General features: G+C 70.4%; 26 protein-coding genes and 1 pseudogene. 15 read left to right on the plus strand and 12 right to left on the minus strand.

Going from position 1 to position 26,820, the window contains the following annotated elements:
* Positions 1-33: 33 nt before the first annotated feature.
* The 3 genes from OG956_RS06825 to OG956_RS06835 all read right to left on the minus strand — a co-directional run bounded on the left by OG956_RS06825 (position 34) and on the right by OG956_RS06835 (position 4,012).
* Positions 34-1,101 (minus strand): S1 family peptidase, encoded by a 1,068-nt coding sequence (locus OG956_RS06825; RefSeq protein ID WP_330337034.1) that lies wholly within the window; start codon positions 1,099-1,101, stop codon positions 34-36.
* Positions 1,102-1,145: 44 nt separating this feature from the next.
* Positions 1,146-2,099, minus strand: coding sequence for an IS481 family transposase (locus tag OG956_RS06830; protein ID WP_330337035.1), 954 nt, complete (start codon positions 2,097-2,099; stop codon positions 1,146-1,148).
* Positions 2,100-3,343: 1,244 nt separating this feature from the next.
* Entirely contained in the window at positions 3,344-4,012 is a 669-nt protein-coding gene (locus tag OG956_RS06835) for a TetR/AcrR family transcriptional regulator (RefSeq protein WP_330337036.1), read from the minus strand.
* Positions 4,013-4,261: 249 nt separating this feature from the next.
* On the opposite strand from OG956_RS06835, the gene OG956_RS06840 reads away from it, so the two are divergent.
* From OG956_RS06840 to OG956_RS06850, 3 genes are all read left to right on the plus strand, one after another.
* Positions 4,262-7,483, plus strand: a complete 3,222-nt coding sequence (locus tag OG956_RS06840) for a bifunctional cytochrome P450/NADPH--P450 reductase (RefSeq protein WP_330337037.1) — start codon at positions 4,262-4,264, stop codon at positions 7,481-7,483.
* Between the two features lie 160 nt (positions 7,484-7,643).
* A complete protein-coding gene (locus OG956_RS06845; protein WP_330337038.1) occupies positions 7,644-8,690 on the plus strand; it encodes a zinc-binding dehydrogenase in 1,047 nt (348 codons plus the stop codon).
* Positions 8,691-8,798: 108 nt separating this feature from the next.
* On the plus strand, positions 8,799-9,056 hold the full coding sequence (locus OG956_RS06850; protein ID WP_330337039.1) for a hypothetical protein: 258 nt from the start codon (positions 8,799-8,801) through the stop codon (positions 9,054-9,056).
* On the opposite strand, the gene OG956_RS06855 is transcribed toward OG956_RS06850, so the two are convergent.
* On the minus strand, positions 9,022-9,660 hold the full coding sequence (locus OG956_RS06855; RefSeq protein WP_330337040.1) for a TetR/AcrR family transcriptional regulator: 639 nt from the start codon (positions 9,658-9,660) through the stop codon (positions 9,022-9,024). The two genes, OG956_RS06850 and OG956_RS06855, sit on opposite strands and share 35 nt — an antisense overlap.
* A gap of 138 nt (positions 9,661-9,798) precedes the next feature.
* Here OG956_RS06855 and OG956_RS06860 point away from each other — a divergent pair, with 138 nt between their 5' ends.
* The 6 genes from OG956_RS06860 to OG956_RS06885 all read left to right on the plus strand — a co-directional run bounded on the left by OG956_RS06860 (position 9,799) and on the right by OG956_RS06885 (position 16,689).
* Complete coding sequence (locus OG956_RS06860; RefSeq protein ID WP_330337041.1) at positions 9,799-10,944, plus strand: VOC family protein; 1,146 nt, start codon at positions 9,799-9,801, stop codon at positions 10,942-10,944.
* Entirely contained in the window at positions 10,941-11,918 is a 978-nt protein-coding gene (locus tag OG956_RS06865; protein ID WP_330337042.1) for a fumarylacetoacetate hydrolase family protein, read from the plus strand. Before OG956_RS06860 ends, OG956_RS06865 begins: the two co-directional genes overlap by 4 nt.
* Positions 11,915-13,537: a bifunctional 3-(3-hydroxy-phenyl)propionate/3-hydroxycinnamic acid hydroxylase MhpA gene (mhpA, locus tag OG956_RS06870; protein ID WP_330337043.1), complete on the plus strand. Its 1,623-nt coding sequence runs from the start codon at positions 11,915-11,917 to the stop codon at positions 13,535-13,537. The genes OG956_RS06865 and mhpA overlap by 4 nt, the downstream gene beginning before the upstream one ends.
* The gene (locus OG956_RS06875) at positions 13,534-15,567 is read left to right on the plus strand and encodes an acetoacetate--CoA ligase (protein WP_330337044.1); all 2,034 of its coding nucleotides are present in this window, start codon (positions 13,534-13,536) and stop codon (positions 15,565-15,567) included. Before mhpA ends, OG956_RS06875 begins: the two co-directional genes overlap by 4 nt.
* Entirely contained in the window at positions 15,564-15,911 is a 348-nt protein-coding gene (locus tag OG956_RS06880; protein ID WP_330337045.1) for a DoxX family protein, read from the plus strand. The genes OG956_RS06875 and OG956_RS06880 overlap by 4 nt, the downstream gene beginning before the upstream one ends.
* A gap of 73 nt (positions 15,912-15,984) precedes the next feature.
* Positions 15,985-16,689 carry a hypothetical protein gene (locus tag OG956_RS06885; protein ID WP_330337046.1) on the plus strand — a complete coding sequence of 235 codons (705 nt, stop codon included), beginning with the start codon at positions 15,985-15,987 and terminating at the stop codon, positions 16,687-16,689.
* A gap of 275 nt (positions 16,690-16,964) precedes the next feature.
* Here the strand turns inward: OG956_RS06885 and OG956_RS06890 are convergent, their stop codons facing one another.
* Positions 16,965-17,453, minus strand: coding sequence for a GNAT family N-acetyltransferase (locus OG956_RS06890; protein WP_330337047.1), 489 nt, complete (start codon positions 17,451-17,453; stop codon positions 16,965-16,967).
* 78 nt (positions 17,454-17,531) lie between these two features.
* On the opposite strand from OG956_RS06890, the pseudogene OG956_RS06895 reads away from it, so the two are divergent.
* Positions 17,532-17,603, plus strand: a pseudogene (locus OG956_RS06895) (translation initiation factor IF-1); the annotation flags it as partial.
* Between the two features lie 24 nt (positions 17,604-17,627).
* On the opposite strand, the gene rpsR reads toward OG956_RS06895, so the two are convergent.
* From rpsR to rpmG, 4 genes are read right to left on the minus strand one after another with little or no spacing between them, the layout of a single operon-like run.
* Positions 17,628-17,870: a 30S ribosomal protein S18 gene (rpsR, locus tag OG956_RS06900; RefSeq protein ID WP_330337048.1), complete on the minus strand. Its 243-nt coding sequence runs from the start codon at positions 17,868-17,870 to the stop codon at positions 17,628-17,630.
* A gap of 20 nt (positions 17,871-17,890) precedes the next feature.
* Positions 17,891-19,060 carry a GTP-binding protein gene (locus tag OG956_RS06905; protein WP_330337049.1) on the minus strand — a complete coding sequence of 390 codons (1,170 nt, stop codon included), beginning with the start codon at positions 19,058-19,060 and terminating at the stop codon, positions 17,891-17,893.
* Positions 19,057-19,314 (minus strand): type B 50S ribosomal protein L31, encoded by a 258-nt coding sequence (locus OG956_RS06910; protein WP_330337050.1) that lies wholly within the window; start codon positions 19,312-19,314, stop codon positions 19,057-19,059. The genes OG956_RS06905 and OG956_RS06910 overlap by 4 nt, the downstream gene beginning before the upstream one ends.
* Positions 19,315-19,319: 5 nt before the next feature.
* Positions 19,320-19,484, minus strand: coding sequence for a 50S ribosomal protein L33 (gene rpmG, locus OG956_RS06915; RefSeq protein ID WP_014150502.1), 165 nt, complete (start codon positions 19,482-19,484; stop codon positions 19,320-19,322).
* A gap of 81 nt (positions 19,485-19,565) precedes the next feature.
* On the opposite strand from rpmG, the gene rpmB reads away from it, so the two are divergent.
* The 3 genes from rpmB to OG956_RS06930 all read left to right on the plus strand — a co-directional run bounded on the left by rpmB (position 19,566) and on the right by OG956_RS06930 (position 20,493).
* Positions 19,566-19,802 (plus strand): 50S ribosomal protein L28, encoded by a 237-nt coding sequence (gene rpmB, locus OG956_RS06920; RefSeq protein WP_053667034.1) that lies wholly within the window; start codon positions 19,566-19,568, stop codon positions 19,800-19,802.
* Entirely contained in the window at positions 19,802-20,107 is a 306-nt protein-coding gene (rpsN, locus tag OG956_RS06925; RefSeq protein WP_330337051.1) for a 30S ribosomal protein S14, read from the plus strand. Before rpmB ends, rpsN begins: the two co-directional genes overlap by 1 nt.
* A gap of 104 nt (positions 20,108-20,211) precedes the next feature.
* Positions 20,212-20,493, plus strand: coding sequence for a hypothetical protein (locus OG956_RS06930; RefSeq protein ID WP_330337052.1), 282 nt, complete (start codon positions 20,212-20,214; stop codon positions 20,491-20,493).
* A 54-nt stretch (positions 20,494-20,547) separates the two neighbouring features.
* Here OG956_RS06930 and OG956_RS06935 read toward each other — a convergent pair whose 3' ends face one another.
* A complete protein-coding gene (locus tag OG956_RS06935) occupies positions 20,548-21,156 on the minus strand; it encodes a hypothetical protein (RefSeq protein WP_330337053.1) in 609 nt (202 codons plus the stop codon).
* A 351-nt stretch (positions 21,157-21,507) separates the two neighbouring features.
* On the opposite strand from OG956_RS06935, the gene OG956_RS06940 reads away from it, so the two are divergent.
* Complete coding sequence (locus tag OG956_RS06940; RefSeq protein ID WP_330337054.1) at positions 21,508-21,912, plus strand: VOC family protein; 405 nt, start codon at positions 21,508-21,510, stop codon at positions 21,910-21,912.
* A 205-nt stretch (positions 21,913-22,117) separates the two neighbouring features.
* Here OG956_RS06940 and OG956_RS06945 read toward each other — a convergent pair whose 3' ends face one another.
* On the minus strand, positions 22,118-22,561 hold the full coding sequence (locus OG956_RS06945; RefSeq protein ID WP_330337055.1) for a DUF7144 family membrane protein: 444 nt from the start codon (positions 22,559-22,561) through the stop codon (positions 22,118-22,120).
* A 379-nt stretch (positions 22,562-22,940) separates the two neighbouring features.
* Between OG956_RS06945 and OG956_RS06950 the strand changes: the two genes are divergently transcribed.
* Complete coding sequence (locus OG956_RS06950; protein ID WP_330337056.1) at positions 22,941-23,297, plus strand: hypothetical protein; 357 nt, start codon at positions 22,941-22,943, stop codon at positions 23,295-23,297.
* 395 nt (positions 23,298-23,692) lie between these two features.
* On the opposite strand, the gene OG956_RS06955 is transcribed toward OG956_RS06950, so the two are convergent.
* A complete protein-coding gene (locus OG956_RS06955) occupies positions 23,693-26,218 on the minus strand; it encodes an MFS transporter (protein WP_443065539.1) in 2,526 nt (841 codons plus the stop codon).
* Positions 26,219-26,820: the final 602 nt, after the last annotated feature.

The following is a 26,820-nucleotide window of genomic DNA, read 5'->3' on the forward strand; positions in this document are numbered from 1 at the left end:
TGCGTCGTCAACGCTCGGGAGAGGGAGGAGGACCTAATACACGCTGACGCCGTACGCGCTCAGCGCCTCGGTCACCGGCTGGAAGAAGGTCGTACCGCCGGAGGTGCAGTCGCCGCTGCCGCCGGAGGTCAGACCGATCGCCTTGGTGCCGTCGAACAGCGAACCGCCGGAGTCGCCGGGCTCGGCGCAGACGTTGGTCTGGATGAGGCCGTAGACGACGTCGCCGCCACCGTAGTTGACCGTGGCGTTGAGGGCCTGGACGGTCCCGCCGTGCACGCCGGTGGTGGAACCGCTGCGCTTGACCGACTCGCCGACGTAGGCGTTGGCGGCGGACGTGATGTCCTGGCTGGTGCCGTTGTAGAGGTTGACGGTGCCGGGGTGGCTGACGCCGGTGTTGTCGTAGCGGACGATGCCGTAGTCGTTGGTGGGGAAGCTGGAGTCGATGGTCGGGCCGACGTAGGTGGTCAGGCCGGAGTTGGTGTACCAGTTCGGGTAACCGTCGGTGCAGTGACCGGCAGTCAGGAAGTAGTAGGCGCCGCTGCTGCTCCGGACGTTGAAACCGACGGAGCAGCGCCAGCCGGCGTCGGCGTAGATGGCGGTGCCGCCGTTGAGCAGCTTCCTGAAGGTGCCGCTGACTCGTTTGACGGTGACCGCGTCGCCGTAGGAGGCGATGGCGGACTTGAGCTCGGCGAGGCCGGCGCGCGAGACGCTGCTGTCGGCGCTCACCACGAGTTTGTTGCTCCTGGGGTCGACGGCCCAGGCGGTGCCGGGGATGTCGGCAGCCTTGGTGGCGGCGCCGGCCTTGGCCAGCTGCGCTGAGCTGTGGGTGACGAGCCTCGGCACGGCACCGGCCTCGCGGACGGCCTCCGCGGCCTTCCGCGTGGTGACGTTGACCACCACGGACTTGGTCTCGGCGTCGTAGTACGAGCCGGCCGTCGAGGTGGTGCCGAGGGTCTTGGTGAGCTTGGCCGCGGCCTCGGGCGAGGCCTTGGCCGAGGGGGCGGCCTGGGCGGTGGGCGTGGTGAGCGACACCGCGAGGAGCCCGGACGCCAAGGCGATCAGCCCGGAGCGTCTGGCGGTGCGGAGGGTCTTGACCTTCACTCGTTCCTCCTGGGTGGGGACAGGCGAGACCCGTCAGGGCGGCACTAGATGTATTGCCCTGAGAGGTTGGGGACGCGGCTGGCGGGTGGGTGGCCCTTGAGTGCGGTGTGTCCGCGGTGGTGATTGTAGGTGTGCAGCCATTGTGGGAAGGCGTCGCGTCGTTCCTGCTCGGAGCGGTAGGGGCGGGCGTAGGCCCATTCGTCGAGCAGGGTGCGGTTGAAGCGTTCGACCTTGCCGTTGGTCTGGGGCCGGTAGGGCCGGGTTCGCTTGTGGGTGATCCCTGCCGCCGTCAGCAGGTCTCGCCAGTCGCGTGAGCGGTAGCAGGCGCCGTTGTCCGTCAGGACTCGTTCGACGGTGACCCCACAGCCGGTGAAGAACGCCTGCGCCCGAGTCCAGAAGCCGGTGGCAGTCTCCTTCTTCTCGTCCGGGTGGATCTCGCTGTAGGCCAGGCGGGAGTGGTCGTCGACGGCGGTGTGCAGGTAGCTGTAGCCGGCGTTGGCGCGGGTCTTGCGGCCCGTTTGTCGGCCGAGGACCTTGTGGCCGCCGCCATCGGGGATGTTGCCGAGCTTCTTGATGTCGACGTGCACCAGTTCACCGGGGCGGTCGCGTTCGTAGCGGCGTATGACACGGCCCGTGGCCCGGTCCAGGTGCGTGAGGCGGGCCAGGCCGTAGCGGGTCAGCACGCGGTGCACCGTCGAGGGAACCAGGCGGAGCAGGTGTGCGATGCGGGCCGGTCCCCACCGGCGCAGCACGCGGACCTTGATGATCCGGCGCTCGGTGCGGGTCGGAGTACGGCGCGGGCTTGTGCGCGGTCGGGAGGAGCGGTCGCTCATACCCGCCTCGCCGAGCTGGCGGTAGCGGTCGGCCCATCGCTGGGCCGTGGTCGGTGAGACCTGGAAACGTTCGGCAGCCCGGCGCAGGGGCCAGCCGTCCTCGACCACACAGCGGGCCAGGCGAAGACGGCCGGTCTCGGTCAGCGGTGCATTACGGTGGGGCAAGAGGGCCTTCTCGGTGCTCGGTGGAGATGTCGCAATCCACACCGAAGCCGGAAGGCCCTCACCCGTTCAAGACCACCCAGCCGTGCCGTCCGTCACCAACCTCCCTGGACAGAACAACTAGAGCCCTCGCGAACAGCGTGTCCCTGACAAGTTCCGACGGGAGTATTCCGTGCCCCGCGGTCGGTGAACAAGAAGCCGGAGGCAGAATTTACGCGCGTAACACATTGGTACGTACCCACCGGTCGAAGCGGCAAATTAACTGCTGTCACCAGTAATTGAGGCGCGGTCAGGAGACCGTCGGAGAGCTGCGCCGCGTACACGGCGAGTCCGAGGAACTGGCTCTCGGTGGCCTGTGGCGGCGACGACCGGGGTCAGGGGCGGGCCACGGTACCGTGTGCTCGTTTTCGGTCGTTGGCGTCGACTCTCGAATGCGCAGCCGGCCCCCGCAGGCCATCGCGGCGCTCTGATCTCACGCCTTAGCGGGTCCGTGGTCCGGAGCGAGCGACCCGAACGCCGGCGCCCAGGGTCCTGGCCACTGCCAGACGCTGCGTTTCCTGGAGCCCTACGAGACCGGGGCCATGTACACCGCCCAGGCGAGCAGAGCATCGGCGAACATGGTCGGCGAAGCCGCTGCGGAAGCAAGGCGTAACCCGCTGCGAAGAATTGAAGGGCGGAGACCTTGTCGGACGGATGGCCTGGCTTGCTTCGCGGCCGCAAGCCGCTACACCTGGGACCAACCTCGCAAAGCGGCGTCCACGACGGCGTTCACGGTGTCGCGTCCCAGGTTGTTCCCGACGAAGAAGCGCTCGAAGAACAGCGGCCCCGGCGGTGGCCATGGCGTTCTGGGACATGGGGGCAGCCCTCCGGACAGCGGATGGGGGGATGGGGGGATGGGGGAAGAGAGAAAAGAAGGGATCGAGAGATCGGGTAGGGCTCATCCGGTACGGGGCGCCACTTCGCGCTCACGGGCGGGAGCACTCGGCGGCGTAGCCGCCTCGGTGAACGCGGGTGATTCAGCTCGACGAGGCCGACGGTCCCCCTTCCGGGAGGGAGACCAGGAACAAGCCGACGACCATGGTGATTTCACGGTGCGGCGTCGGCATACGGCTGCCGTGTAGAGGCTGGATGTGGAACCACCCCGCCGGGCGGTCTCACCCGATGTGACGGGGGGCTCCCGTGTGTCGCAGCCTGAGATCGCCCTACTGCGGGGCGCGCCTCAGGCGGCAGTGCCTGGGCGCAGCGCCTCAGGATGACTGGCTCAGAGGTCGGCGCCCCGGCCGTCCCGGATCGCCGGCGAGCCGGCTTTCCAGGCCCGTGATCAGCGTGTCCATCACGAGGCGGAACATGTGGTCCTGGTCAGGGCCTTCAGGGGCCGCACTCGCAGAGCCAGGGTGTGCGTCCGCGGCCCCGTCCTCGTCGGCTTCAGGGCCGTGGGGCTTGAGGGTCGACCACTGGTGGAGAGCGCCGTTGAGTTCGGCGGCGAGGACACCGACGACGACGGCGGCGATCAGCGCGGCGATCTCCGCGGCCTTCGACCGCGGTACCCCGGCGGCCGCCACGATCGCGGTGAGCGCGGTCCAGAACGGGTCGTCGGGCTGGATGAAGTCCGGCTGGTGGCTGAACGAGTAGGCCATCAGCTTGGGGTGACGGTGCGCCAGGGTCCGGAAGTCCGTGGCGAGCAGGCGGATCCGCTCCTGCCAGGGCGCGTCCTCCAGTGTCACGGTGCGGAACTGGGCGCCGACCATTCTCGTCACGCCACGCAGCACGGCTTCCTTGTTCGGCACGTGGTGGTACAGCGACATCGGATTCGCGTCGAGCTCGGTGGCGAGTTTGCGCATGGTGAGCGCCTCGACACCGTCCGCGTCGATGAGCCGCAGGGCGGCGGCGTAGATCCCGGCCTCGGTCAGAGGCACGTCTCTCTTCCTCGTTCCCCGCGGGGGACGTCTCACCTTCTTTTCCATACCTCGTACGGTACCAGTTCCGTACACAGTATGGAAATGAGCTTCATCACGGTTCCACCTGGAGACCCGGGGTTGCACTCCACTTTCCGTACCGCGTATGGTTCCAATTCCATACGGCGTATGTTTCCGTACGGCGCCACGGCATCGACCTGCGCAGCGCGCCCTTGCCCACCCCCTCCACCCTCCGCAGAGGAGCAAGACATGACCACGCACTCCGCGAACGACCTTCGCCCCATCCGGTCCCCGCGCGGGATCCCCCTCCTCGGCAACACGCCGCAGATCCCCGACACCAATCCGGTGGAGTACTTCGGTGAGCTGTCCAAGCAGTTCCCCGAGGGCATCTACGGCATGGACATCGCCGGCATCGAGCAGGTCTTCGTCTACGACCCGGACCTGGTGGCCGAGGTCTGCGACGAGACGCGGTTCTTCAAGCAGATCGACAAGACGCCGCTGAGCCATGTGCGGGACTACACGGGGGCGGGCCTGTTCACGGCCCACCAGCACGAAGAGGAATGGGCCATGGCCCACCGGATCCTGCTGCCGGCCTTCAGCCAGCGGGCCATGAAGACCTACTTCGGGCAGATGCTGGAGATCGCCCAGAACCTCGTCGGCAAGTGGGAGCGCCGGGAGGGTCAGCCGGTCAACATCACCGACGACTACACCCGGCTCACCCTGGACACCATCGCCCTGTCCGGCTTCGGCTACCGGTTCAAGTCCTTCGACAAGGAGGAACTGCACCCCTTCCTCAACTCGCTGCTGGAAGCGCTGATCGAGTCGATGCGGCGCTCCCAGGAGCTGCCGATGATGACCAAGCTCCGCAAGGCGGACGACAGGAAGTACCGCCAGAACATCCAGCTGATGCGCGACCTGGTCGAGAGCGTGATCAAGGAGCGCCGCGAGGGGAAGGGCACCGGCGAGGAGGACCTGCTCGGCCTGATGCTGGAGGCCACCGACCCTGAGACCGGCAAGCTGCTGGCGGACGACAACGTCCGCGACCAGGTGGTGACCTTCCTGATCGCCGGTCACGAGACCACCAGTGGCCTGCTGTCGTTCGCCACGTACTCGCTGATGCGCAACCCGCACGTCCTGGCCCAGGCGTACGCCGAGGTGGACCGCCTGCTGCCCGGTGACACGGTCCCGGACTACGACACGATCATGCAGCTGGACGTGATCCCGCGGATCCTGGAGGAGACCCTGCGCCTGTGGGCTCCGATCCCGCTGATCGCCAAGGCGCCCATCGACGACACCGTCATCGGCGACCGGTACGAGCTGAAGAAGGGAACCAGGGCCAACATCCTCATGGGCGCGCTGCACTCCCACCCCAAGGCGTGGGACCGGCCGGAGGAGTTCGACATCGACCGGTGGCTGCCGGAGAACCGCGCCCAGCAGCACCCGCACGCCTACAAGCCGTTCGGCAACGGTGTGCGTGCCTGCATCGGCCGGCAGTTCGCGCTCACCGAGGCCCGCCTGGCGCTTGCGCTCGTGCTGCAGAAGTTCAGGTTCTCCGACACCACCGACTACAAGATGGACGTCCGCGAGGCGCTGACGCGCAAGCCCGGCGACTTCCAGTTGGTCGTCCGTAAGCGTCAGGACCACCAGCGGACCGTTTTCGGCGCCGCGGACCTGCAGACCGGCGACACGCAGGCGCAGGCAGCGGTCAGCGGCGTCGGGGTGAACCTGACCGTCGCCTACGGCTCCAGCCTCGGCTCCTGCGAGGACCTGGCCCGCACCATCGCCGACCGCGGCGAGCGCTCCGGCTTCGGCACCATCCTCGTCAGCCTGGACGAGCTGGGCGACGACCTGCCCACCGAGGGCCTGCTCGTCGTCGTGGCCGCCAGCTACAACGGCAAGGCCCCCGACAACGCCCAGCGCTTCGACGACCTGCTCGCCGCCGGACTGCCCGAGGGCTCACTGTCCAACGTGCGGTACGCGTTGCTGGGCGCCGGCAACACCCAGTGGGTGGCCACCTACCAGGCATTCCCCAAGCGGATCGAGGAAGGTCTGCTGGCCGCCGGCGCCACCCCCATCGTCGAGCGCGGCATCGCGGACGCCGCCGGAGACTTCGACGGCATGGCCACACGGTGGATGGACACCCTGTGGGCCACCCTGGCCGAGGAGTACGCCGCCGACACCTCCCAGGCGAGCGGCCCGCGCTACCAGGTCCAGCTGCTCACCGAGGCCGACGTGCGTCCCGCCATCGTCTCCGAGCAGGCGTACCCGCTCACCGTGGTGGCCAACGAGGAGCTCGTGGCCGACGCGACCGGACTGTGGGACTTCAGCATCGAGCCGCCGCGCCCGTCCGCGAAGTCCATCGCCTTCGAGCTGCCCGACGGCGTCACCTACGACACCGGCAACCACCTGGCCGTCTTCGCCAAGAACGAACTCGCCCTGGTGGAACGCGCCCTGAGGCGGCTCGGCGTCGAGTACGACCAGGTGCTCCGGCTCGACCAGCCGGCCGGTGGCCGCACCCACCTGCCGGTCGGCACCCCGGTCACCGCCGGCATCCTGCTCACCGAGTTCCTGGAGCTGCAGGACGTCGCCACCCGGTCCCAGATCCAGACGCTCGCCGAGTACACCGAGTGCCCGTGGACCCGGCCGCAGCTCCAGGCGTACACCGCCGACACCCAGGAGGCCGAGGAGCGCTACCAGAAGGAGATCCTCGGCAAGCGCATCTCGGTGCTGGGCCTGCTGGAGCGCTTCCCGGCCGTCGAGCTGCCGCTGGCGGTGTTCCTGGAGATGATGGGCCCGATCCGGCCGCGCTTCTACTCCATCTCCTCCGCCCCGTCCGCCAACCCGCGCCACGTCCGCCTGACCGTCGGCCTGCTGGAGGGCCCGGCCCTGTCCGGGGACGGCCAGTACCGCGGCACCTGCTCCGCCTACATCGCGGGCCTCGAACCCGGTGACGTCGTGTACGGCTACGTCCGCGTGCCCTCCCCGACGTTCGCACCGCCGGCCGACCCCGCCACGCCGCTGATCCTGATCGGCCCGGGCACCGGCATCGCGCCGCTGCGCGGCTTCCTGGAGGAGCGGGCGACACAGCACGCGAACGGCACCCAGGTGGGCCTGTCCCAGGTGTTCGTCGGCTGCCGCCACCCGGAGCACGACTACTTCTACCGCCAGGAGATGCAGGACTGGGAGCAGGCCGGCATCGCCCGGGTGCACACCGCCTACTCCGCGGTGACCGGCCACCCGGCCCGGTTCGTGCAGAACGCCATAGCCAACGCCGCCGACACGGTGTGGCAGGCCATCCAGGACGGCGCGTACATCTACGTCTGCGGTGACGGCCGCCGCATGGCACCCGCCGTCCGCGAGGCCCTCGCCGCCATCCACCGCCAGAAGACCGGCAGCGACGACGAGACCGCCCAGCAGTGGCTCGCCCAGCTCGAAGCGGAAGAGCGCTACCAGCAGGACGTCTTCGCCTGACCGTCGCACGCCGTCAAGGCGCGCTGACCCCCGACCGCCGGGAGGCGTGCGGACGTCCTGCCTCCCCCGCACGCCTCCCGGCCCCACCAGCCATTCAGACACCCCATGGCACCCATGGCCCGCACCACCGGGCCGTGCCGCTCACAGAAAGCAGATCACCATGGACACCATGCTCGCCGGACGCTTCCACCTGGACAGCAAGAAGTTCGCCGTGGAAGAGGTCCCGATCCCCGTGCCGGGCCCGGGCGAGGTCCTCATCGAGGTCAAGGCCGCCGGCGTCTGCCTCTCCGACGTCCACCTGCTCGACGGCTCCCTCGTCCCGCTGTTCGCCACCTCCGACACCATCACCGTCGGCCACGAGGTCTCCGGTGTGATCCACACGCTCGGCCCCGGCCTCAAGCGCGGCCTGCCCGTCGGCACCCGCGTCACCCTGGAGGCCGGCAAGACCTGCGGCACGTGCGCCGGGTGCGTGCGCCATCGCCCCTGCACCCGGATGCTCACCGCCGGCATCGACTACGACGGCGGCTGGGCCGAGTACGTCGTCGCCCGGGAGGACACCCTCATCCCCATCCCCGACAGCCTCCCCTTCGACCAGGCCGCGATCATCCCCGACGCGGTCTCCACCCCCTACGCCGCCGTCGTCGCCACCGCAGGCGTCCGTGCCGCCCAGTCCGTCGGGGTGTGGGGCGTGGGCGGGGTCGGCGCGCACAACGTACGCCTCGCCCGCCTGGTCGGCGCCGCCCCGATCATCGCCGTCGACCCGCTGCCCAGCGCCCGCGAGCGCGCTCTCGCCTTCGGCGCGGACCTCGCGCTCGACCCGGCAGCCCCCGACTTCGCCGACCGGGTCCGCGCAGCCACCGGCGGACGCGGCCTGGACTTCGCCTTCGACTGCGCCGGCGTCCCCGCCGTCCGCGACCAGGCCGCCTCCGTCCTCGGCCTGGGCGGCTCCCTGATCCTGGTGGGCATCACGCCCCGGCCGCTGACCATCACCGAGGGCCTGACCTTCAACTACCTGCAGAAGCAGGTGCGCGGCCACTACGGCGGCTTCCCCGAGTCCGTCTCCGAGCTGGTGCAGCTGACCGCGGCCGGCCGCCTCGACCTGGCCCCCTCCATCACCGACCACATCCCGCTCGTCGAGGCCGCCGACGCCGTCCACCGACTGGAGAACAAGATCGGCGACCCGATCCGCCTCATCCTCGTCCCCTGACGCCTGTCAGCAGGACGACAAGCCACCCTGGGCAGGGGTGAGTGGGCGCCGGTGCGTGAGGGAGCACCGGCGCCCACGGCTTTCCGGCAACCGTGGAGAGACAGAACCATGCAGACGACCGACACCCCGGGCCGTACTTGGCGGCGCAAGGATGCTCACTCCGACCGCCGACGCATCCTCGCGGCCGCCCGGCGGAAACTGCGGGAGGACCCGGACGCGAGTCTCGACAGCATCTCTCAGGCGGCCGGCGTCGCCCGGCGCACCGTGGCAACCGCGTTCCTCCTCGCCGCCGGCGTAGCACCACAGAGGGCCGCGTTTCAGGTGCAGGAGGTCATCGGGCGAGATCGGGCAGCGGGCGCCGGGTGACCTCGTGGGCGTCGTCCGCAGCGAGGCCGAGCATGCGCAGGACCATCTCGGCCAGGTCGGAGGCGGCCTCGTCGCCGTCGAGGTCCGGGCGGTCCAGCCGCAGAGCCACCAGGGACAGCAGGGTGCCGCCCAGGGCGGACAGGGCGGTGGTGGCGTTGCTGCAGGTGAAGCGGCCCGAGGCGATGCCGATCTCCAGGTCGCGCAGGGCGCGTGGGGCGAGGCCGCGGTCGGAGTGGATGTGGGACAGGCCGCGGTCGCGCAGGATTCGCATGAGTTCCGGGTGGGAGTCGGCCATCCGGGCGGTGAGCCGGAAGCCGGCCGCGACCAGCTCGGCCGGGTCGTCGATGCCTTCCACGCGCGCGTCGATGACCTGCCCGAACTCCTCCAGGGCGTCCGTCACCGCCGCGTCGAACAGCTCCGTCTTCGATTCGAAGTGGTTGTAGAAGGACCCGAAGCCGACATCGGCGCGCTCGGCGATGGCCTGGATGCTTGCGCTCGTGTCCCCGGTCTCCGCGAGGATCTGCCGGGCCGCGCGGACGAGCGCCTGGCGGGTCTCGGCACGGCGCCGTTCGAAGCGGTTCTTGGGCGGAGCTGACGTCGGCATACGGCCCAGTGTAACCGTCGCCACGATGACTCTGCCATTACTGATGAGATCCTCAATTATTTGGGCTGCACCTATTGACGGAGAGAAACGGCAGAGTTGATGATTTCCTCATTACGGCAGTGTTGCTTGGAGGACACCATGTCCCACATCCCCGTTAACAAGGGCGGTCCTCTGACGCCCCACCAAGACCTCCACAGCGAGCAGGGCGCCCTACGCGGTGAACACCCCGGACGAGCCCGGAATCCCGTGATCAAAGTGGCGGACCTGGCCTGGCTGGAGTTCGAGAAGCCGGACCTGGACCGGGCCGAGGTGTTCGCCCGTGACTTCGGCTTCGCGATCGCCGCCCGCACCGATCACGAGCTGTGGCTGCGCGGCACGTTCGCGGGCCCTCCCTGCATGGTCATCCGGCGCGGGCAGGCGTCCCGCTTCGTCGGGCCGGCGTTCCGCGCGGCCGAGCGGACCGATGTGGACCGGCTCGCCGCCGCCGTAGGAAACACCGTCCGGGACATCGACGTCCCCGGCGGCGGCCGGTCGGTCGCCCTGTTCGATCCCTCGGGACTCCCGGTCCGGGTGGTGCACTGCGCCGAACCGCTTCCCGCGCTGCCCGGGCAGCAGCCGCTGATCCTCAACACCGGCATCGAAGGCCGTCGTACGAACACCACCCAGCGCCCGCCCCGTGAGCCGTCCCGCATCCAGCGCCTCGGCCATGTGGTGCTGGAGACGCGGACGTTCACCCGCACACTGGACTGGTACCTGGACACCCTCGGCATGATCGTGTCCGACTTCCTGTTCCTGGACGGGCAGCGCCAGCGCGGGCCGACCATGGCGTTCATCCGCTGCGACCAGGGCAGCCTGCCCGTCGACCACCACACCCTCGCCCTGCACCTCGGGCCGGGCACCGGCTACGTCCACTCCGCCTACCAGGTCACCGACCTCGACGCGATCGCCGCCGGCGGCGAGTACCTCGCCGAGCGCGGCTATCAGCGCAGCTGGGGCATCGGCCGACACATCCAGGGCAGCCAGCTCTTCGACTACTGGCGCGACCCCGACCGCTTCATGCTGGAGCACTTCGCCGACGGCGACCTGTTCTCCTGCGACCTGGAACCCGGCTGGGCGCCGATGTCGGCGAGCGGCCTGGCCCAGTGGGGCCCGCCCGTCACCCGCGACTTCCTGGGCACCAACCCCTCCCCCGCCAAGCTCCGCGAGGTCATGACGGCCCTGCGCGGCGACAACGAACTCGACCCCGCACGCCTGCTGGGCCTGATGAAAGCGATGAGCTCATGAGCACCAACGTCCTGCGCACCCCCGACGGCTGGTGGGCCGTCCTCCCCCAAGCTCTCGACTCCGCCCGAGCAGGGGGGACCACCACCGAGCGCGCCGTCCGCGTCGAGACCAAAGCCGTCACCACCGCCGAACTGCTGGCCGACCGGGCCGCGGTGCAGGAGGCCGCCGCCTCCGGCGAGAACGGCACGCCCGTCGCCGACCTGGTGGCGCTGCCCCCGGTCACCACCCCCTGCCGGGTGGTCGCCCAGATGGTCAACTACCGCAGCCACGCCAAGGACTCGGGCTTCACGGGCGACATCCCGCCCACCTTCTTCCGCAAGGCGTCCGGCTCGGTCAGCGGCCCGCACGACACGATCGTCCGCCCGGCGCACGTGAAGTTCCTCGACTACGAAGTCGAACTCGGCCTCGTCATGGGCGCGACGCTCCCGGTGGGCACAGTTGTGGAGGAGCAGGACCTTCCTTCGTACGTCGCCGGGCTCGTCCTCACCAACGACGTCAGCGCCCGCGACGTCCAGCTGACCAAGACCCAGTTCTACGAGAGCAAGTCCTACCCGACCTTCACGCCGACGGGTCCGTACCTGGCCCTGCTGGAGCCGGAGGACTTCGACCGTCTGATCGACCTGCGACTGCGGCTGTCGGTGAACGGCGTAACGCGTCAGGACCGCACCCTGGCCGACATGATCGTGCGGCCCGCGCAGGCGCTCACCCTGCTCGCCCGTTTCCAGACCCTCGACCCGGGCGACCTGCTGCTGACCGGTACGCCCGGCGGCACGGCCTTGAAGGCCCCGCCCAAGCCGGTCGAGAAGATCGCCGCGCTGCTTCCGCCCGCGCTGAAGTGGAAGGCGTTCTTCAACGGCCAGGCCAAGAACCCCCTGTACCTGCGCGACGGTGACCTCGTCACCGCCACGATCGCCACCCCCGACGGGCGCATCGACCTCGGCGAGCAGCGGACCGCTGTGGCGGACGCGACGTGAGCGCCGCATCCCGGAGACCGGTAGTGATCATCGGCGCGGGACCCGTCGGAGTCACGGCCGCGCTCCTGCTCGCCCGGCACGGAGTGCCCAGCCTGCTCCTCGAACGCCACCGGGACATCTACCCCCTTCCGCGCGCCGTCGTCGTGGACGACGAGGTTCGCCGGATCCTGCAGAGCGTCGGCGTCCACGAGGAGTTCGCCACCCTCGCCAGGCCGGCGCCCGGGTTGCGGCTGCTGGACGCCCGGCGCCGCGTGATCGCCGAGTTCCCACGGTCCCTGCGCGGCCACCACGGCTTCCCGCAGACCAGCATGTTCGACCAGCCAGAGCTGGAACGGCTGCTGCGCGACGCCCTGGCCCGTCGCCCCGAGTGCGAGCTGCGGGGCGGGGTGGAGGTCGTGTCCGTCAGCCAGGACACCGACGGAACGGCTCCGGTCCGGGTCACCTTCCGCCGCGACGGCAGCGACGAGGACGAGCACGTGTGGGCCGACGCCGTCCTCGGCTGCGACGGCGCGGGCAGCATCACCCGCGACGCCATCGGCGCCGTGTGGGAGGACTTGCGTTTCGAGGAGAGCTGGCGGGTCATCGACGTGCGCACCAGCCTCCCGGTGCGCACCTGGGAAGGCGCCGAACAGATCTGCTGCCCCACCCGCCCGGCCACCTTCATGCGAGTCGGCGAAGACCGCTACCGCTGGGAGTTCCGGCTGGCCGAGGGTGAGCCCTTGGACGGCCCGGAAGGGCTGGAGCAGCTGCACGAGCTGGTCGCCCCCTGGGTGGATCTGCCGTCCGACGGGTCGGAGGACGACGACTTCGAGGTGATCCGGCAGGCGCAGTACACCTTCCGGGCCCGCCTCGCCGACCGCTGGCGCCGGGGACGTGTCTTCCTGCTGGGCGACGCCGCCCACCTCACCCCGCCCTTCATCGGGCAGGGCCTGTGCGCGGGCCTGCGCGACGCCCGCAACCTCACCTGGAAACTCGCCCGCGTCCTTCAGCAGGGCGCGGACGACCGACTGCTGGACACCTACCAGCAGGAGCGCAAGCCGCACGCCCGCCATGTGATCCGTCTTGCGGTCGCCGTCGGCTGGGCCATGACCGGCGGACAGGACCGCGGTGCGGCCATCCGCCGGGCCGTGGTGGGCGCGGCCTGCCGCATCCCCGGTGTGACCGCGGCGGTGAGCCGCGACCTCAGTCCCGCACTGACCGCCAATCCGCTGGTACGACGCCGCCCCCGGCTGACCGGCCGCTCACTGGCCGGCACCTTCTGCCCGCAACCCTGGGTGATCGTCGACGGCAGGCGAGAGCGCCTCGACGACATCCTCGGGGACTCCTTCGCCGTGCTGACCGCCCTGCCGCCCACGGCACGGATGACGGGCGTGGCCACGGCCCTGGGCGCATCCGTGATCCATGTCGGCGACCTGGACGACGACGGCACGCTGGCCGCCTGGCTGGCACGCGGCCGGGCGGACGCCGTCCTGCTGCGCCCCGACCGCGTCGTGATGGACACCGTCCCCACCGGCACCGGCGACTTCACCGACGCCGCCGCCTGGGCTCCCCTGCTGCACACGGCCCGCCGCCCCGCCGAAGCCCGGCCCGACCCCCTGCCGAGGAACACCACACCATGACCACCCCGCACTCCACGCCCTGTCCGGAGCCCTTCCTGCCGCCCGACCCCCCAGCGGCCGCCGGCAGCCGCATCGCGGACTTCGCCCGCTGGGCCGCCCGACACCAGGGCGCCGAAGGGATTCCGGACCCGACCGACTACCAGGCCCTGCACCACTGGTCCGTCACGGACCTGGAGGGGTTCTGGGCCGCGGTGTGGGAGTACTTCGACATCGACGCCGCCACTCCGTACGAGCGGGTGCTGGCCGAGGAAACCATGCCCGGCGCCCGCTGGTTCCCCGGCGCCACCCTCAACTACGCCCACCACGCACTGCGCAACCCGCATCCGGACGCCCTCGCGATCACCGCGCTGGACGAGACCGGCGCCTGCTACGAGATCACGGGCCGGCAGCTCCGCGCCCAGGTCGCCTCCGTCGCGGCCACCCTGCGCGACCTGGGCGTCGGACAGGGCGACCGGGTGGTCGGCTACCTGCCCAACACCCCCCACGCCGTCATCGCCTTCCTCGCCACCGCCAGCCTCGGCGCGGTGTGGTCCGTGTGCGGCCAGGACTACGCGCCCCAGGCCGCCGCCGACCGCTTCGCCCAGCTCGAACCGACCGTGCTCATCACCGCGGACGGCTACCTCTTCAACGGCACCCGCCACGACCGTCGCGCAGCCTCCCTCGACCTCGCTGCCGCCCTGCCCACGCTCAAGGCCACGGTCCTCGTGGATCACCTGGGCCTCGCGTGGCCCGCGACCCGGGCCGCGAAGCTGACGGTTCCCTGGGAGGACGCGGCCGGCCGCACCGAGTACCTCACCATCACCCCGGTTCCGTTCGACCACCCGCTGTGGATCGTCTTCTCCTCCGGCACCACAGGCCTGCCCAAAGGCATCGTCCACGGCCACGGAGGCGTCCTGCTGGAACACCTCAAGACCCTCGGCCTGCACTGCGACCTGGGCGTCGGGGACCGCCTGCTGTGGTACACCACCACCCACTGGATGATGTGGAACCTGGTCGTCTCCACCCTGCTGACCGGTGCCGCCACCTGCACCTACGACGGCAGCCCCGCGCCGGTGACGCGCCCGGACGTCCTGTGGGAGCTGGCAGCCCGGCACAGGGTCACCGTCTTCGGCACCAGCCCCCAGTACCTGCTGGCCATGGCGAAGCTCGGCGTCGACCCGGCCGTGCACGACCTGTCGGCGATCCGCGTCATCGGCTGCACCGGCTCCGCCCTGCCCGCCTCCGCGTACCCCTGGGTCCGCGACCACGTCGGCGCAGGCGTCCAGCTGGCCTCCACCAGCGGCGGCACGGACGTCGTCTCCGGCTTCGCCGGCAGCGCCCCCACGACTCCCGTCTGGGCGGGCGAGCTGTCCGCCCCCAACCTCGGCGTGGCGCTCGCGGCGTACGACGGCGCGGGACGGCCGGTCGTCGACCAGGTCGGGGAACTGGTCGTCACGCGGCCCATGCCGTCGATGCCGCTGTACTTCTGGAACGACCCCGACGGCAGCCGCTACCGCGACGCCTACTTCAGCGCCTACCCGGGCGTGTGGCGGCACGGCGACTGGATCACGGTCACCGGTCACGGCTCGGTGATCGTGCACGGCCGCTCCGACGCCACCTTGAACCGCAACGGCGTACGCCTGGGCAGCGCCGACATCCATGACATCGTCGAACGCCTCCCCGAGATCGCCGAGGCCCTCGTCATCGGCGCGGAGGAACCCGACGGCGGCTACTGGATGCCGTTGTTCGTCGTCCCCGCCCCCGGCGTCGCCCTCGACGACGCCCTGCGCGACCGGATCCGGGACGCGATCCGCACCGGCGCCTCCCCCCGCCACGTCCCCGACGAGATCCTCGCCGTGCCGGCCATCCCGCACACGAAGACCGGCAAGAAACTCGAGGTCCCGGTCAAACGCCTCCTCCAGGGCACACCCGCCGAGCAGGTCCTCAACCCCTCCGCGGTCGACAACCCGGACCTGATCGCCTACTTCGCCGGCCTGGGCGCCGAACGCCGCCGGCTCCGCCACCCGCACACCCCCGAGGGCGTCTCGTGATCCTCTCCGCCTCGCTGACCTGTCTCATCGCGTTGGTCTTCGCCCTGCTGGGCGTGGCCAAGATCCTGGCCCTGGGCCCGATGCCCGAGCTGGCCGCCCACGCCGGCTTCACAACCGCTGCCTACCGGGTCATCGGCGGCCTGGAGCTGGCGGGCGCCATCGGCGTGGCCCTCGGCCCGGTCGTACCGCTGTGCGGCGGCCTGGCCGGTATCGGGCTGCTGATGCTGCTCGCCGGTGCCGTGACCACGCACGTACGCAAGGGCGACGGGGTGCCCAAGCTCGTCCCCGCGGTGGCGTGCGCGGCCCTGGTCGCCTGGTATCTCGTACTCCTCGCCGACCTGTGATCTGTTCCTGGGGAATGGTCCGCGGCCACTCGTCCTGTGAGCGAGCCCACCACGGGACTGGCAGACTGAATCTGTGGTTCCGCTGATGGTCGCGGCGGATCAGATCGCGTCCTCATCGCTTACCGGCGCCAGTGTGGTATCAGTCTGCGCACTGCTGTTCACCGTCGCGTCGTTCTGGTGGCTCAACGCCCGACAGGGACGCCTGAAGGCGTGGGAACCTCATGCCTTCGCGGCGATCATCCACGGTTCCACGGCACGCCTACGACTGCCGCTCGTCGTGCACAACACCGGTCCCAAACCGATCGTCGTGCAGGACCTCATCCTGACCTTCCCCGATGAACCCGCCTCTCATCTGCCACTCCTGTGGGTGTCCTCCCCGTCCCGGCTCCAACCGGGGCCGGACGAGGAGACGAAGCTGCCCGCCGGATTCGTCGTGCCCGGCAGAGAAGCGCAACAACTCTTCCTGGAGTTCGAGGCCCCGTTTTCCGGATTCCTCCCGGAGGCCCGTGACTACAAGGCCCAGATACAGGTGCGGGTCGGCCACCGCAAGGGATGGCGCCCCCTGCTGACATTCATCCTGAGGGCCGCCAACATCATCGATCCAGGTCGCTACACCGTCTACAACAACGCACCGGTCGAGCTGACGAAGGAAGACCAGAGAAGAGCGGATGCCGCGCTCCTCGAACTGCTGGAAGAGCACGGGAACGGCTCCCCTCCGGGCGGCAGGAGACAGGGAGAGCCTCCGAACGACGACGGCGACGCCGACACGAACCGCTGACATCGCCGTCCGCCCTCTGACGTGAGCAGCGGTGACACCGGCCCAGCCGGTGCCACCACAGCCACCGCACCGATCACTCGCGCCAGTCGGCGCAACCGGCCGCCGCGAGGTCGAGCAATCGTTCGGGCCATACTCCACCTCCCCCAACCGCTGGCGCAGGCGTCCCGCCCGCCAGGCCGGAGGCGACGACACTCACGGAGCGCGCGGCGCCCAGCGGCTCCGTATGCCGGCCACCGTGCAGGCGAAGCCGGGTGCCCTGCGCCCCGGACAGCGCGTCAATCCGAAGAAACGTGAAACTCGAATTCGGGACGGTCCCACGGCACGGCGGGCGGGTTCGCGAGCGCGGTCCCGATCCGCACCGCACCGGCGCGGTGGTAGAAGTCCTCGGCGGGACGATGCGACACGACCTTGACACGGTCGAGCCCAGCGGCACGGGCCTCGGACCGCATGTGCGCGACGAGCAGCCGTCCAATACCCCGTCCTTGCACTTCGTCGGCGACGAACAGCAGGTCGAGTTCCGGTGGAGCAAGGACGAGCGAGTAGAACCCGAGGACCCGGCCTCCATGCGCGTCGGCACCGACGGCCACAAAGGCGCGGTGGGCCTCGATGTAATCAGGACCGACCCGGTAGCCCGCGACGGCGGCTGCGTACTTACCCTCGTAGGCGCCTGAGCCACGCACGAGCCGCGTGAGCCGTTTGGCATCCCGCGCAACGGCCCTCCGTATCGTGATCGCCTGGCTGATCGGGAAAGTACGTGAACTCATCGGGAGAGTATTTCGCACCGGGACGTGCCGTCGTGCGTCGGGTCGGCAGCTCGGTCAGGATTCCTGCACCGCTCCGGGGACCGAGTGCTCGTGGAACTCAGCCCCTACGACCTCACCCGCGGCCGGATCCACTACCGGTACAGGGCGTGACGGAAGGAGCCGGCGCCCATCGCCCTATCGGGAGCCGTAGGGCAGGAGCGCCATCTCGCGTGCGTTCTTGATGGCCTGTGCTATCTGCCGCTGCTGCTGACGCGTCACGTGGGTCACCCGACGGCTGCGGATCTTTCCGCGGTCGGAGATGAACTTCCGCAGCAAGTCGGTGTCCTTGTAGTCGATGTAGGTGATACCGGCGGCGTCCAGCGGGTTGGTGCGCTGACGCTTGACAGTCTGGCGCCGGATGCTTGTGCGTCGGGTCATGGGGAGGTCGGTCCTCTCCTTCAGGTCACGGGGTCGAGCAAGTCGTCGAATGCGTCCGGGAGTTGCTTCCAGCGGTCCCTGCCGGCCGCGTACTCGTCGTCGGTGAGCAGGCAGGAGTCGAGCAGGGCCGACAGGCCGTCGCGGTCCAGGCCGGGCGAGGTGAAGGTGAGGTGCTGGCAGCGGTCGCCGTGTTCCGGGTGCCAGTCCACGGAAGCGGCGAGGCGGCGCTCGGCGGGCACCATCTCCCAGGCGGCGTCGGGCAGAGCTGCCAGCCAGGGGCCGGCCGACTCCACGCACAGCGCGCCGCCGGCGGCGTCCCAGGACAGCAGTGTGTCGGGGCGGTCCGCCAGCCAGAACCGTCCACGACTGCGCGCGGCGGCACAGGTGAGGTCCTCAAGCGCCGCGTACAGGCGCTGCGGATGGAAGGGCCGTTCGCGCCGCCAGACGAAGGTGCTCACACCGTGCTCGTCGCACGACTGCGGCAGCAGCGCGCACGCGGGATGCACACGGGCGGCGGCCGCTGCCACGTCGAAGCCCGCCAACAGCGCTGCCCCCAGGGCACCGTCACTCCCCACTCGTACGCTTCGTGCGCCTGGTGTGAGCTGAGCGAGCAGCGCGTGGTCGGTGTCGTCGGCGACCTCGCCGCAGGAATCGTCGTGGCCGAGGGCGATCACCGTGGGGTACTCCAGCTGCCGGGCGAAGGTGTCGGCGACCGTGCGCTGGTCGGTCGGCGCGGCGGCGAGGCCGACGTCGGCCAGGTCGTCGCCGTTGGACAGGTACGGCAGCACGAGTGCCGGATCGACCGCGGTCGCGACCCCGGTCAGGGCCGGCGGTGCGCCCGCGGCGGCGATGACTGCGGCCATGGCCTGGGGCTCGACGGAGTCCCACAGTTCCACGACGGCCAGCCGGTACGTTCCCTCCGCTGCGAGCCGCAGCAGTTCGGGGACGAGATCCTCGCGCAGTGCGCAGCACGCGCAGTCGTTCACCAGGGGCGCGTCGCCACTGCCCAGCAAACCGCCGGCGTCGCGCACCGTTCGGCGCACCGAGCTGTCGGCGGCGGACGTCAGGTCGTGGTGCAGCGCGACCGAGCCGGGGACCGTACGCAGGATCACCTCGACGGCGGCCCGGCGGGCGTCCGCGTGCAACCCGGCGACGATCGCCACCGGCAGCCGCGCCTCGTGCCCGCTCACCGCTCGCTCCGTCCGCGTCCGTAGCGCCGCTCGAAGCGCTCGACCCGCCCCGCGGTGTCCAGGACCCGCTGGGTGCCGGTGTAGAAGGGGTGACTCGCCGAGGAGATCTCGACGTCGATGACCGGGTACGTGTTGCCGTCCTCCCATTCGATGGTCTTGTCGCTCGTGGCCGTGGACCGGGTGAGGAAGGCGTAGTCGGCGGCCCGGTCACGGAAGACGACCGGGCGGTACTCGGGGTGGATTCCGGGCTTCACGGCTCTCAGCGCTCCTCACGGAAGTCGACGTGGCGGCCGGCGACCGGGTCGTACTTGCGCAGGGTGAGCCGGTCGGGGTTGTTACGGCGGTTCTTGCGGGTCACGTAGGTGTAGCCGGTACCGGCGGTGGACCTCAGCTTGATGATCGGGCGCAGTTCGTTACGGGCCATGGACAGCACCATACAAGAGATTGGTTTTCATTTTCATCTGACGCTAGTGTGCTGCTGCATCCACCCCAAGGAGGAACAGCCATGTCCGCCCACTGCCAACTCACCGGCCGACAGCCCGGCTTCGGCCATCACATCTCCCACTCGCACCGGCGGAGCAAGCGCCGTTTCGATCCCAACGTCCAGAGCAAGCGCTACTGGCTGCCGAGCGAAGGCCGCCACGTCCGGCTCACGCTCTCGGCCAAGGGCATCAAGACGGTCGACACGATCGGCATCGAGGCCGCCGTGGCCCGCATCCGCGCCCGTGGAGGGAAGGTCTGATGGCGAAGAAGAGCAAGATCGCGAAGAACGACCAGCGGCGCCCCGTCGTGGCCCGATACGCCGCGCGCCGCGCCGCGTTGAAGGCGATCATCGCGTTCCCCGGAAGCTCCGACGAGGACCGCGCCGCCGCCCAGCGGGAACTACGCCGGCAGCCCCGCGACGCCAGCGCCACCCGCCTGCGCAACCGCGACTCGGTGGACGGCCGCCCGCGCGGCTACCTGCGCGCCTTCGGCCTGTCCCGTATCCGCGTACGCGAGATGGCCCACGCGGGCGAGCTCCCTGGCGTGACCAAAAGCAGTTGGTGACCCGGCACGACAGGGGCTCACAACGGGCGCGCCAGTGACGCAGCCCGAATCTGTATCCGGCTCCGAACGCGCCATGGGCGCGCACCAACTACGACCCGGCGGCCATGAACAGCAGCACCGACGATCCGAACTGCGACGAGTTCACCTTCAACGCCTCGTACAACAGCGGAGGACAGCCGGCCGGCCTCGACGGACTCAACCCCGTCTCCACCGGCGCCGAGTGCATGCAGACATACGCCCAGACGGACAACGGAACGATCCATCTGAGAAACCTTCCCGGAACGATGCCGAGCTTCAGGGAGGTATGCGGAAGGCCGTCCATCTCAGGCGCTCAGAACAGTGGGTCCATGGCAGCCTTCTCCGCGGGATTCGCCGATGACCACTGACTGGAACGGGAGAAAACAGTGAGGGCGGCTGGTCCACCAGCCGCCCTTCGCATGTCACATGAACGGATCCAGCAGCAGCGCCACGGGAAGATCGCCCGACTCGACCGCGTCCCGGGGAATCCTCAGACCGGTGTGCTCGCCGACCGACCTCCACACGGCTGCGTGAAGTCCGGCGGAACTCTGCTCCACGAAAGCACGCCATGCCTCACGGGAGGGAAACTCATCCGGGTCCGGCCATACGGCGCCGTTGCTCCGCATCCTGCTGTCGAGCCGGCGAGCCCTGTCGGACTCACCGGCCGGAGCAGGACCCGTCAGGGTGTGCCGGAACTCCGCCCGCAGAAGGCCACCCTCACCAGGCGCGTAGAACAACCACGACGGCTGCACCGCGGCATTCGCATACAGGCACACGAACTCCTCACCCTCGTGAGGCATCACGGAACTGCTGCCATCGGCCCAGTGCTGATACCAGGCGCACACCCCGGAGTCCTCCAGGACGTACGACCACTCACCGGACGTGCCGTACATGCAGGGCGTCCACGGGTCATCCACGGACAGCGGATCGAAGTCACGGTAGTGCGCACGTACGCCGATCTGGTCGTCCCCCGCACCCATGCGCCGCAGGAGGTCCTCTGACGGAAGACCACGCACGGCGGTCAGCGACACTCCGCCACGCATACCGGGACCGCCCATCGGTTTCTCGAAGCAGTGGCCGCCAAGCCACTCGATGCTGTCACTCATGTCGGCTCCTGTTCGGGGCGCTTCGGCGGCGAGGCCGGCAGGGCTGCCCCGGACGGGCAGGGCGTCGTGGATCCGGGCGGCGGTGTCCGGCCGGAGCAGCGTGCAGGCGTAGAGGGTAGCGGCCGAGGCCACGCGCGCCCGTGCCGCCCGGCGGTGGGAGCGGGCGGCGACGCATTCGTCGAGCTGCGTCGTTTGCACGCAGGGACGGACTGGCCTGCGTGCAGGCCGTTCGCGGTGGTCTGCCGGCCGCGGGCGGTGATGCGTACGATCCGCCCCATGGATGCCCTGTACCCTCGGCTGCTCGTCGAGGACTTCGGCACCGCGGCCCGCTTCTGGACGGAAGGGCTGCGCGATCTGCTGGGCATCGAGCCCGTCAAGGTGGTACCCGCTGCCGGCTACGCCAACTGGGACCTGGACGCGGAAGCCGTCCTGGTCCTGTACGCGCGCAAGGCCATCGCCCAGGCTGTCGGCACGGAGGGCCTGCCCTCGGCCGCGCCCGCCCAGGACGCCGCGATGCTGGTCCTGCGCGTCGACGACGTCGACGACGCGGCGCGCCGCCTGACCGGTCACGGCGCGTCGGTCCTCGCCGAGCCCCAGGACCGCCCCGAGTGGAATCCCGGCCTGCGAACCGCGCACCTGAGGACGCCGGACGGCACGCTCGTGGAACTGCAGTCCTACTAGGGCCTGTTCCGGAGGCGTGGACCAGCGCCCGCCGGGCATGGGCGCCGCGTGCCGAGCGAGTCGCCTGCTCGGTCGCCTCCCGTGCGGCTCTGCCCGGCGGTCGGTCCGGTTCGCGTTCGCCCCGTCGCCCCGCCGGTGACGGGCGCGGTGTCGCGCAGGAGTCGGGCGAGGCCGGTCGCGGTGGCGGACCGGCCCGGCCCCCCTGTCATCGTCGTGCGGACTCCGGCTGGTAGACGGCCAGGGACCAGATCACGAACACGTCGATGGCCATCATGATGACCGACCACACCGGCGCGTACGGCAGGAACAGGAACTGGGCGATCAGGCTCAGCGACGCCAGCGCGATGCCGACCACGCGCGCCCATGCGGCGCCGGTGAGGATGCCCCAGCCGGCGAAGGCGGCGATGACGCCGAGGACGAGCAGGATCCACCCCCAGCCGGTGAGGTTGATCTTGTAGACGTAGTCGCCGATGCGGGCGTAGACGTCGTCCCTGGCGATCGCGGAGATCCCCTGGAAGACGGCCAGGACTCCGTTGAGGAGCAGCAGGACGCCGGCGAAGGTGGCGCCGCCGGTGGCCCAGGGGCTGTTGCGGGTGGGGGCGGGTCCGTAGCTGCCGGAGGACGTCCGGGAATGGGGCTGTGCCGTCATGGTCGCGCTCCGTTTCTCGCAGGGCGGGCGGTGTGGGTGTCGTCCGCCTGACCTCCTTTGACCTTCCGCGATGTACGGCGGTGCAGCCAGGAGGATGGGGCCGTTCGGGTGAACGGACTCCCGTGTGCGGCGGCACAGCAGGTTCTGCGGACGGATGGCGGCAGTCTCGCCATGCTGCACCCCCTGCACGCGAGGCACGCCAAGCACCCCTGGCACGTCACGTACACCTGGCACGTCACGCACCTCTGGCACGCCACGCACTCCTGGCACCCCCTGCACCCCCGCACCGGTCCACCGCGGCACGGACCGTATGGCGGGGTCCCCACCGGGTACCCGGCTGGACGAACCGACCGCCAGGGACAAGGGGGCCAGGGAGGGCATGCTCTCTCACGCGTTCGAACAAGGAGTGCTCGTCATCACGGTGCACGACGATCCCGGCGCCGGCGGACGGGCATCGCTTCTGGCCAGGATCAGCGACCTGATCCAGGCTTTTCGGCCGGCCTCCGTCGTCATCGTGCTGGACGAGCCGGCGGCCCGAGCCTCCATCGCCGGCGTGATCCTCCGGGTGCAGCGTCTGTGCAGTCGCCTCGGGCTTCTGATGTCCGTGGCCACCCACAACGCCCCGGCACGCCACCGGCTGGAGGCCGCGGCCGACGAGAGCGGTACCAGCCTGGTCATCCACGCCCGCATCGACGCCGCCATCGCCGGCGCCGCCGCGCTCAGCATGGCCGCGTGACGGCCGGCTCCGTGCTCGGCACCGACCGCTTCAGGCGGGCAGCGTCCGGGTGAGGCGGCGGCTTCCTGGCGCGAGCCTGACCCAAGGCCGGCGCGAGCCTCACGGGGTGGTCGAAGAACACGGAACTGCCGGCGGCGAGGGTGCGTGAGCAGTCGGCGCCGGGAGAGGCGGCCGGGGCCGCCCGGCTCCCCGTCGCGGCCTGCGCAGGCGAAAGCCCCGCCGGCCGGTTCCGGCGGGGCTGGGGGCGCGGTCGCTCCTGGGTCCTGTCGTCACACTCCCGCCGTCCGCCCGGAGGGCGGGCCTCGCGCCCGCTGCGGAGCAGCTGATGCATGCCGTAGGTGCGTGCTCTGGGGGCCCCCGGCCGAAGGCTGGGGGAGGGAGTTTGACGACTGGGCCTAGCGGGGCTGCTCCTCGTGGGACAGCTCCAGGTCGAAGTCGGTGACGCCGCTGCCGTCCAGGTGCAGCGACGCGGCGACCGGGGCGTAGCCGCTGGCGATGACGGTGTACTCGCCGGTGTCCAGGTCGGTGAACCCGTACGCGCCGTCGGGGCCGGTGACGGTGGAGCCGACCACGTTGCCCGCCGAGTCCAGCAGGGTGACCTTGGCGTCGTGGAGCGGGAGGCCTGCGGGGGTGCTGACGACACCGTTGATGCGGGCGCCGGGCTCCAGGCCGACCTCGTACGGGTCGGTGGCTCCCGGGGCGACCTCGACCGGGAGCGCGGCCGGGCGGTGCCCGGGCGCGTTCACCACGAGGGTGTAGCCGCCGGGGACCAGGTCGGCGAGGACGAAGCCGCCGTCGGCGGCCGAGGTGCCGGAGGACACGACCTCGCCGCGCACGTCGGTGGCGACCAGCAGGGCGCCCGCCAGCGGCTGCCCCTCGACGGCGTCGCGGACCGTCCCGGTGAGGGCGACGGTGCCGCTCAGCGCGAGGTCGCACTCGGCCGGCTCGTCACCGACGAGGACCGTCACGGCCTGCGGCTGCCGGGAACCGGCGGCGCCGATCAGCACATAGGTGCCCGGTGCGGTGACGTCCAGGGCGTAGGCACCGTCCGCGCCGCTGACCGCCCGGCCGAGCTGCCGTCCGCCGACGTCGATCAGCGTGATCACGGCCTGCGGCACGGGGGCGCCGGTGCCGTCCAGCACGCGGCCGTGGACGCGGTGGCGGCTGGGGTTCTGGACGGGCGCGAAGCGGTCGCCGGCCGGCTCGACGGGCTGGGCGTCATCACCGGCCGGGCTCGCAGCGGCGGAGTCCGCGGCGGCGGGCGTGGTAGCGGCGGCCGTGGTGACGGTCGGCTCGGGGGCGGGGCCGGTGGACTCCTCCTCCGCGGCGCGTGCCTCCAGTCCGGAGACCTTCCGCAGCGGCACCTCCTTGGTCCATACGGCGACCAGGAATCCCAGCACCATCACGGCCGCCGCGATGATGAACACCAGCTGCATGGAGTCGGTGAAGCCGACCTTGAACGGCTCCGCCAGGCGCGGGTCGAGCCGCTGGATGAACGAGGAGTCGTCGAGCACGCCCGAGCCGCTGCCGCCGCCCGCGCCGGGGTGCCGGAACATCTCCAGCACCGGCTTGTTCGCGGGGTTGGCCCGTACGGCCGGGTCATGGAGCGCGGCCTGGAACGCGGGCGTCCTGTACGCGGCCCGGAACGCCGAGCTGATCTTGTCGCCGACGGTACTGAACAGCACGGAGAGGAAGACGGCCGTACCGGCGGTGCCGCCCATCTGCCGGAAGAAGGTGGCCGACGCGGTCGCCACGCCCATGTCCTTGGGCTCGACGGCGTTCTGCACGGCCAGGGTGAGGATCTGCATGCATCCGCTCAGGCCGATGCCGAAGAGCGCCATGTAGGCCATGGTCTCGGGGAGGGCGGTGTCCCACTGCACGCGGTAGTGGAACAGCAGCATGGCGGCGATGATCAGCAGGGTGCCGATGACCGGGAAGACCTTGTACCTACCGGTCTTCTGGATGATCCGGCCGACCACGATGGTGCCGGCGATCATGCCGACCATCAGCGGCAGCATCAGCAGGCCGGACTTGGTGGGGCTGACGCCCTTCACGATCTGCAGGTACAGCGGGACCATCATCATCCCGCCGAACATGCCCATGCCGATGAGGATGGACAGCAGGCTCATCTTGCTGAACACCGCGCTGCGGAACAGCCGCATCGGGATCAGGGCCTCCTCGCCCATGGCCCGCTCGACGAGCACCCAGACCAGCAGGCCGAGCACGCCGACGCCGTAGCAGACGTAGGCCCTGGTGGAGGTCCAGCCCCAGTCCTGGCCCTGCTCGGCCACGAGCAGCAGCGGCACCACGCCGACGGCGATGGTGAGCGCGCCCCACCAGTCGATGCGGTGCTCGCGCCGGGTGTGCGGGAGGTTCAGCACCTTGGCGACGACGAACAGCGCGATGATGCCGACCGGCACGTTGACCAGGAACACCCAGCGCCAGCCTGCGATGGTCAGGATGCTGCTGCGGCCCGCGAGGAAACCGCCGATCAGCGGGCCGAGCACGCTGGAGGAGCCGAACATCGCGAGCATGTAGCCCTGGTACCGGGCGCGCTCGCGGGGCGGCACGATGTCACCGATGATCGCCAGCGCCAGCGACATCAGGCCGCCCGCGCCGATGCCCTGGAAGGCCCGGAAGGCGGACAGCTCCGTCATCGAGGTGGCGAACGAACAGGCCGCCGAGCCGGCGACGAAGATCGTGATGGCCGCCAGGAAGAAGGGCTTGCGGCCGTAGAGGTCGGAGAGCTTTCCGTACAGCGGCGTGCTGATCGTCGAGGTGATCAGGTACGCGGTGGTGACCCACGCCTGGGCGCTGAGGCCGTGCAGATCGTCGGCGATGGTGCGGATCGAGGTGCTGACGATGGTCTGGTCGAGCGCCGCGAGGAACATGCCCAGCATCAGGCCGCTGAGGATCGTCATGATCTGGCGATGCGTCAGTCTGCCGGCCGGCGCCGGTGCCGATATCGCTTCGGTTCCCCCACGGGCCGGGGATGCGGACGTGGTCATGCGTGCGGATCTCCTTGCCTCGCCTCGCCGGCCGGGCGCGGCCCGGCTCCGAGGCTGGTGTACGTGCGGGCGGCCAGGTCGCCGTCAGGTGCTTCAGCGGACGAGTGGGACGGCCATCACTCACGTTCCGTTGCTTGCGGCTACCAACTGAGTGTAGATGCCGCCGGCGGCCGCCCGCACCGCGCCCACGCCGGCCGAACAGAAGGCCGCCGTTTCCCCCCGCGTCGGCGACGCGGAACCCCGGAAAACGGGGGTGTGCGTGTGATGCCACCCATAGGAGGCAGATCACATCTTAAGGAAGGTCGTAGAACCGGCACTGTGCTGAGCTGCACAGATGGCTCTATAAGAGCTCATTTCGGACATTACTCCGTAATTGCGTAGTACGTCACATCATTGCGCGGCGCCCAGCCCGCCGCTAACTATTGCTGTCGTCGCCGGGAGCGAGGGACCGGACGAACGGCACTCCGCCGGATCCGCCCCGCTCACGACGGCAACCACCCTGATGTCTCCCCTGG

The organism is Streptomyces sp. NBC_00557, from assembly GCF_036345995.1.
Taxonomy (GTDB): Bacteria; Actinomycetota; Actinomycetes; order Streptomycetales; family Streptomycetaceae; genus Streptomyces.

Bases quoted from the DNA above. Each gene is read 5' to 3' on its own strand.
- rpsN (WP_330337051.1), top strand. From the start codon at position 19,802: ATGGCGAAGAAGAGCAAGATCGCGAAGAACGACCAGCGGCGCCCCGTC.
- OG956_RS06845 (WP_330337038.1), top strand. From the start codon at position 7,644: ATGGACACCATGCTCGCCGGACGCTTCCACCTGGACAGCAAGAAGTTC.
- OG956_RS06865 (WP_330337042.1), top strand. From the start codon at position 10,941: ATGAGCACCAACGTCCTGCGCACCCCCGACGGCTGGTGGGCCGTCCTC.
- OG956_RS06875 (WP_330337044.1), top strand. From the start codon at position 13,534: ATGACCACCCCGCACTCCACGCCCTGTCCGGAGCCCTTCCTGCCGCCC.
- OG956_RS06860 (WP_330337041.1), top strand. From the start codon at position 9,799: ATGTCCCACATCCCCGTTAACAAGGGCGGTCCTCTGACGCCCCACCAA.
- rpsR (WP_330337048.1), bottom strand. From the start codon at position 17,870: ATGACCCGACGCACAAGCATCCGGCGCCAGACTGTCAAGCGTCAGCGC.
- OG956_RS06955 (WP_443065539.1), bottom strand. From the start codon at position 26,218: ATGACGATCCTCAGCGGCCTGATGCTGGGCATGTTCCTCGCGGCGCTC.
- OG956_RS06950 (WP_330337056.1), top strand. From the start codon at position 22,941: ATGCTCTCTCACGCGTTCGAACAAGGAGTGCTCGTCATCACGGTGCAC.
- rpmB (WP_053667034.1), top strand. From the start codon at position 19,566: ATGTCCGCCCACTGCCAACTCACCGGCCGACAGCCCGGCTTCGGCCAT.
- OG956_RS06930 (WP_330337052.1), top strand. From the start codon at position 20,212: ATGAACAGCAGCACCGACGATCCGAACTGCGACGAGTTCACCTTCAAC.
- OG956_RS06850 (WP_330337039.1), top strand. From the start codon at position 8,799: ATGCAGACGACCGACACCCCGGGCCGTACTTGGCGGCGCAAGGATGCT.
- OG956_RS06855 (WP_330337040.1), bottom strand. From the start codon at position 9,660: ATGCCGACGTCAGCTCCGCCCAAGAACCGCTTCGAACGGCGCCGTGCC.
- rpmG (WP_014150502.1), bottom strand. From the start codon at position 19,484: ATGGCCCGTAACGAACTGCGCCCGATCATCAAGCTGAGGTCCACCGCC.
- OG956_RS06840 (WP_330337037.1), top strand. From the start codon at position 4,262: ATGACCACGCACTCCGCGAACGACCTTCGCCCCATCCGGTCCCCGCGC.
- OG956_RS06940 (WP_330337054.1), top strand. From the start codon at position 21,508: ATGGATGCCCTGTACCCTCGGCTGCTCGTCGAGGACTTCGGCACCGCG.
- OG956_RS06945 (WP_330337055.1), bottom strand. From the start codon at position 22,561: ATGACGGCACAGCCCCATTCCCGGACGTCCTCCGGCAGCTACGGACCC.
- OG956_RS06890 (WP_330337047.1), bottom strand. From the start codon at position 17,453: ATGAGTTCACGTACTTTCCCGATCAGCCAGGCGATCACGATACGGAGG.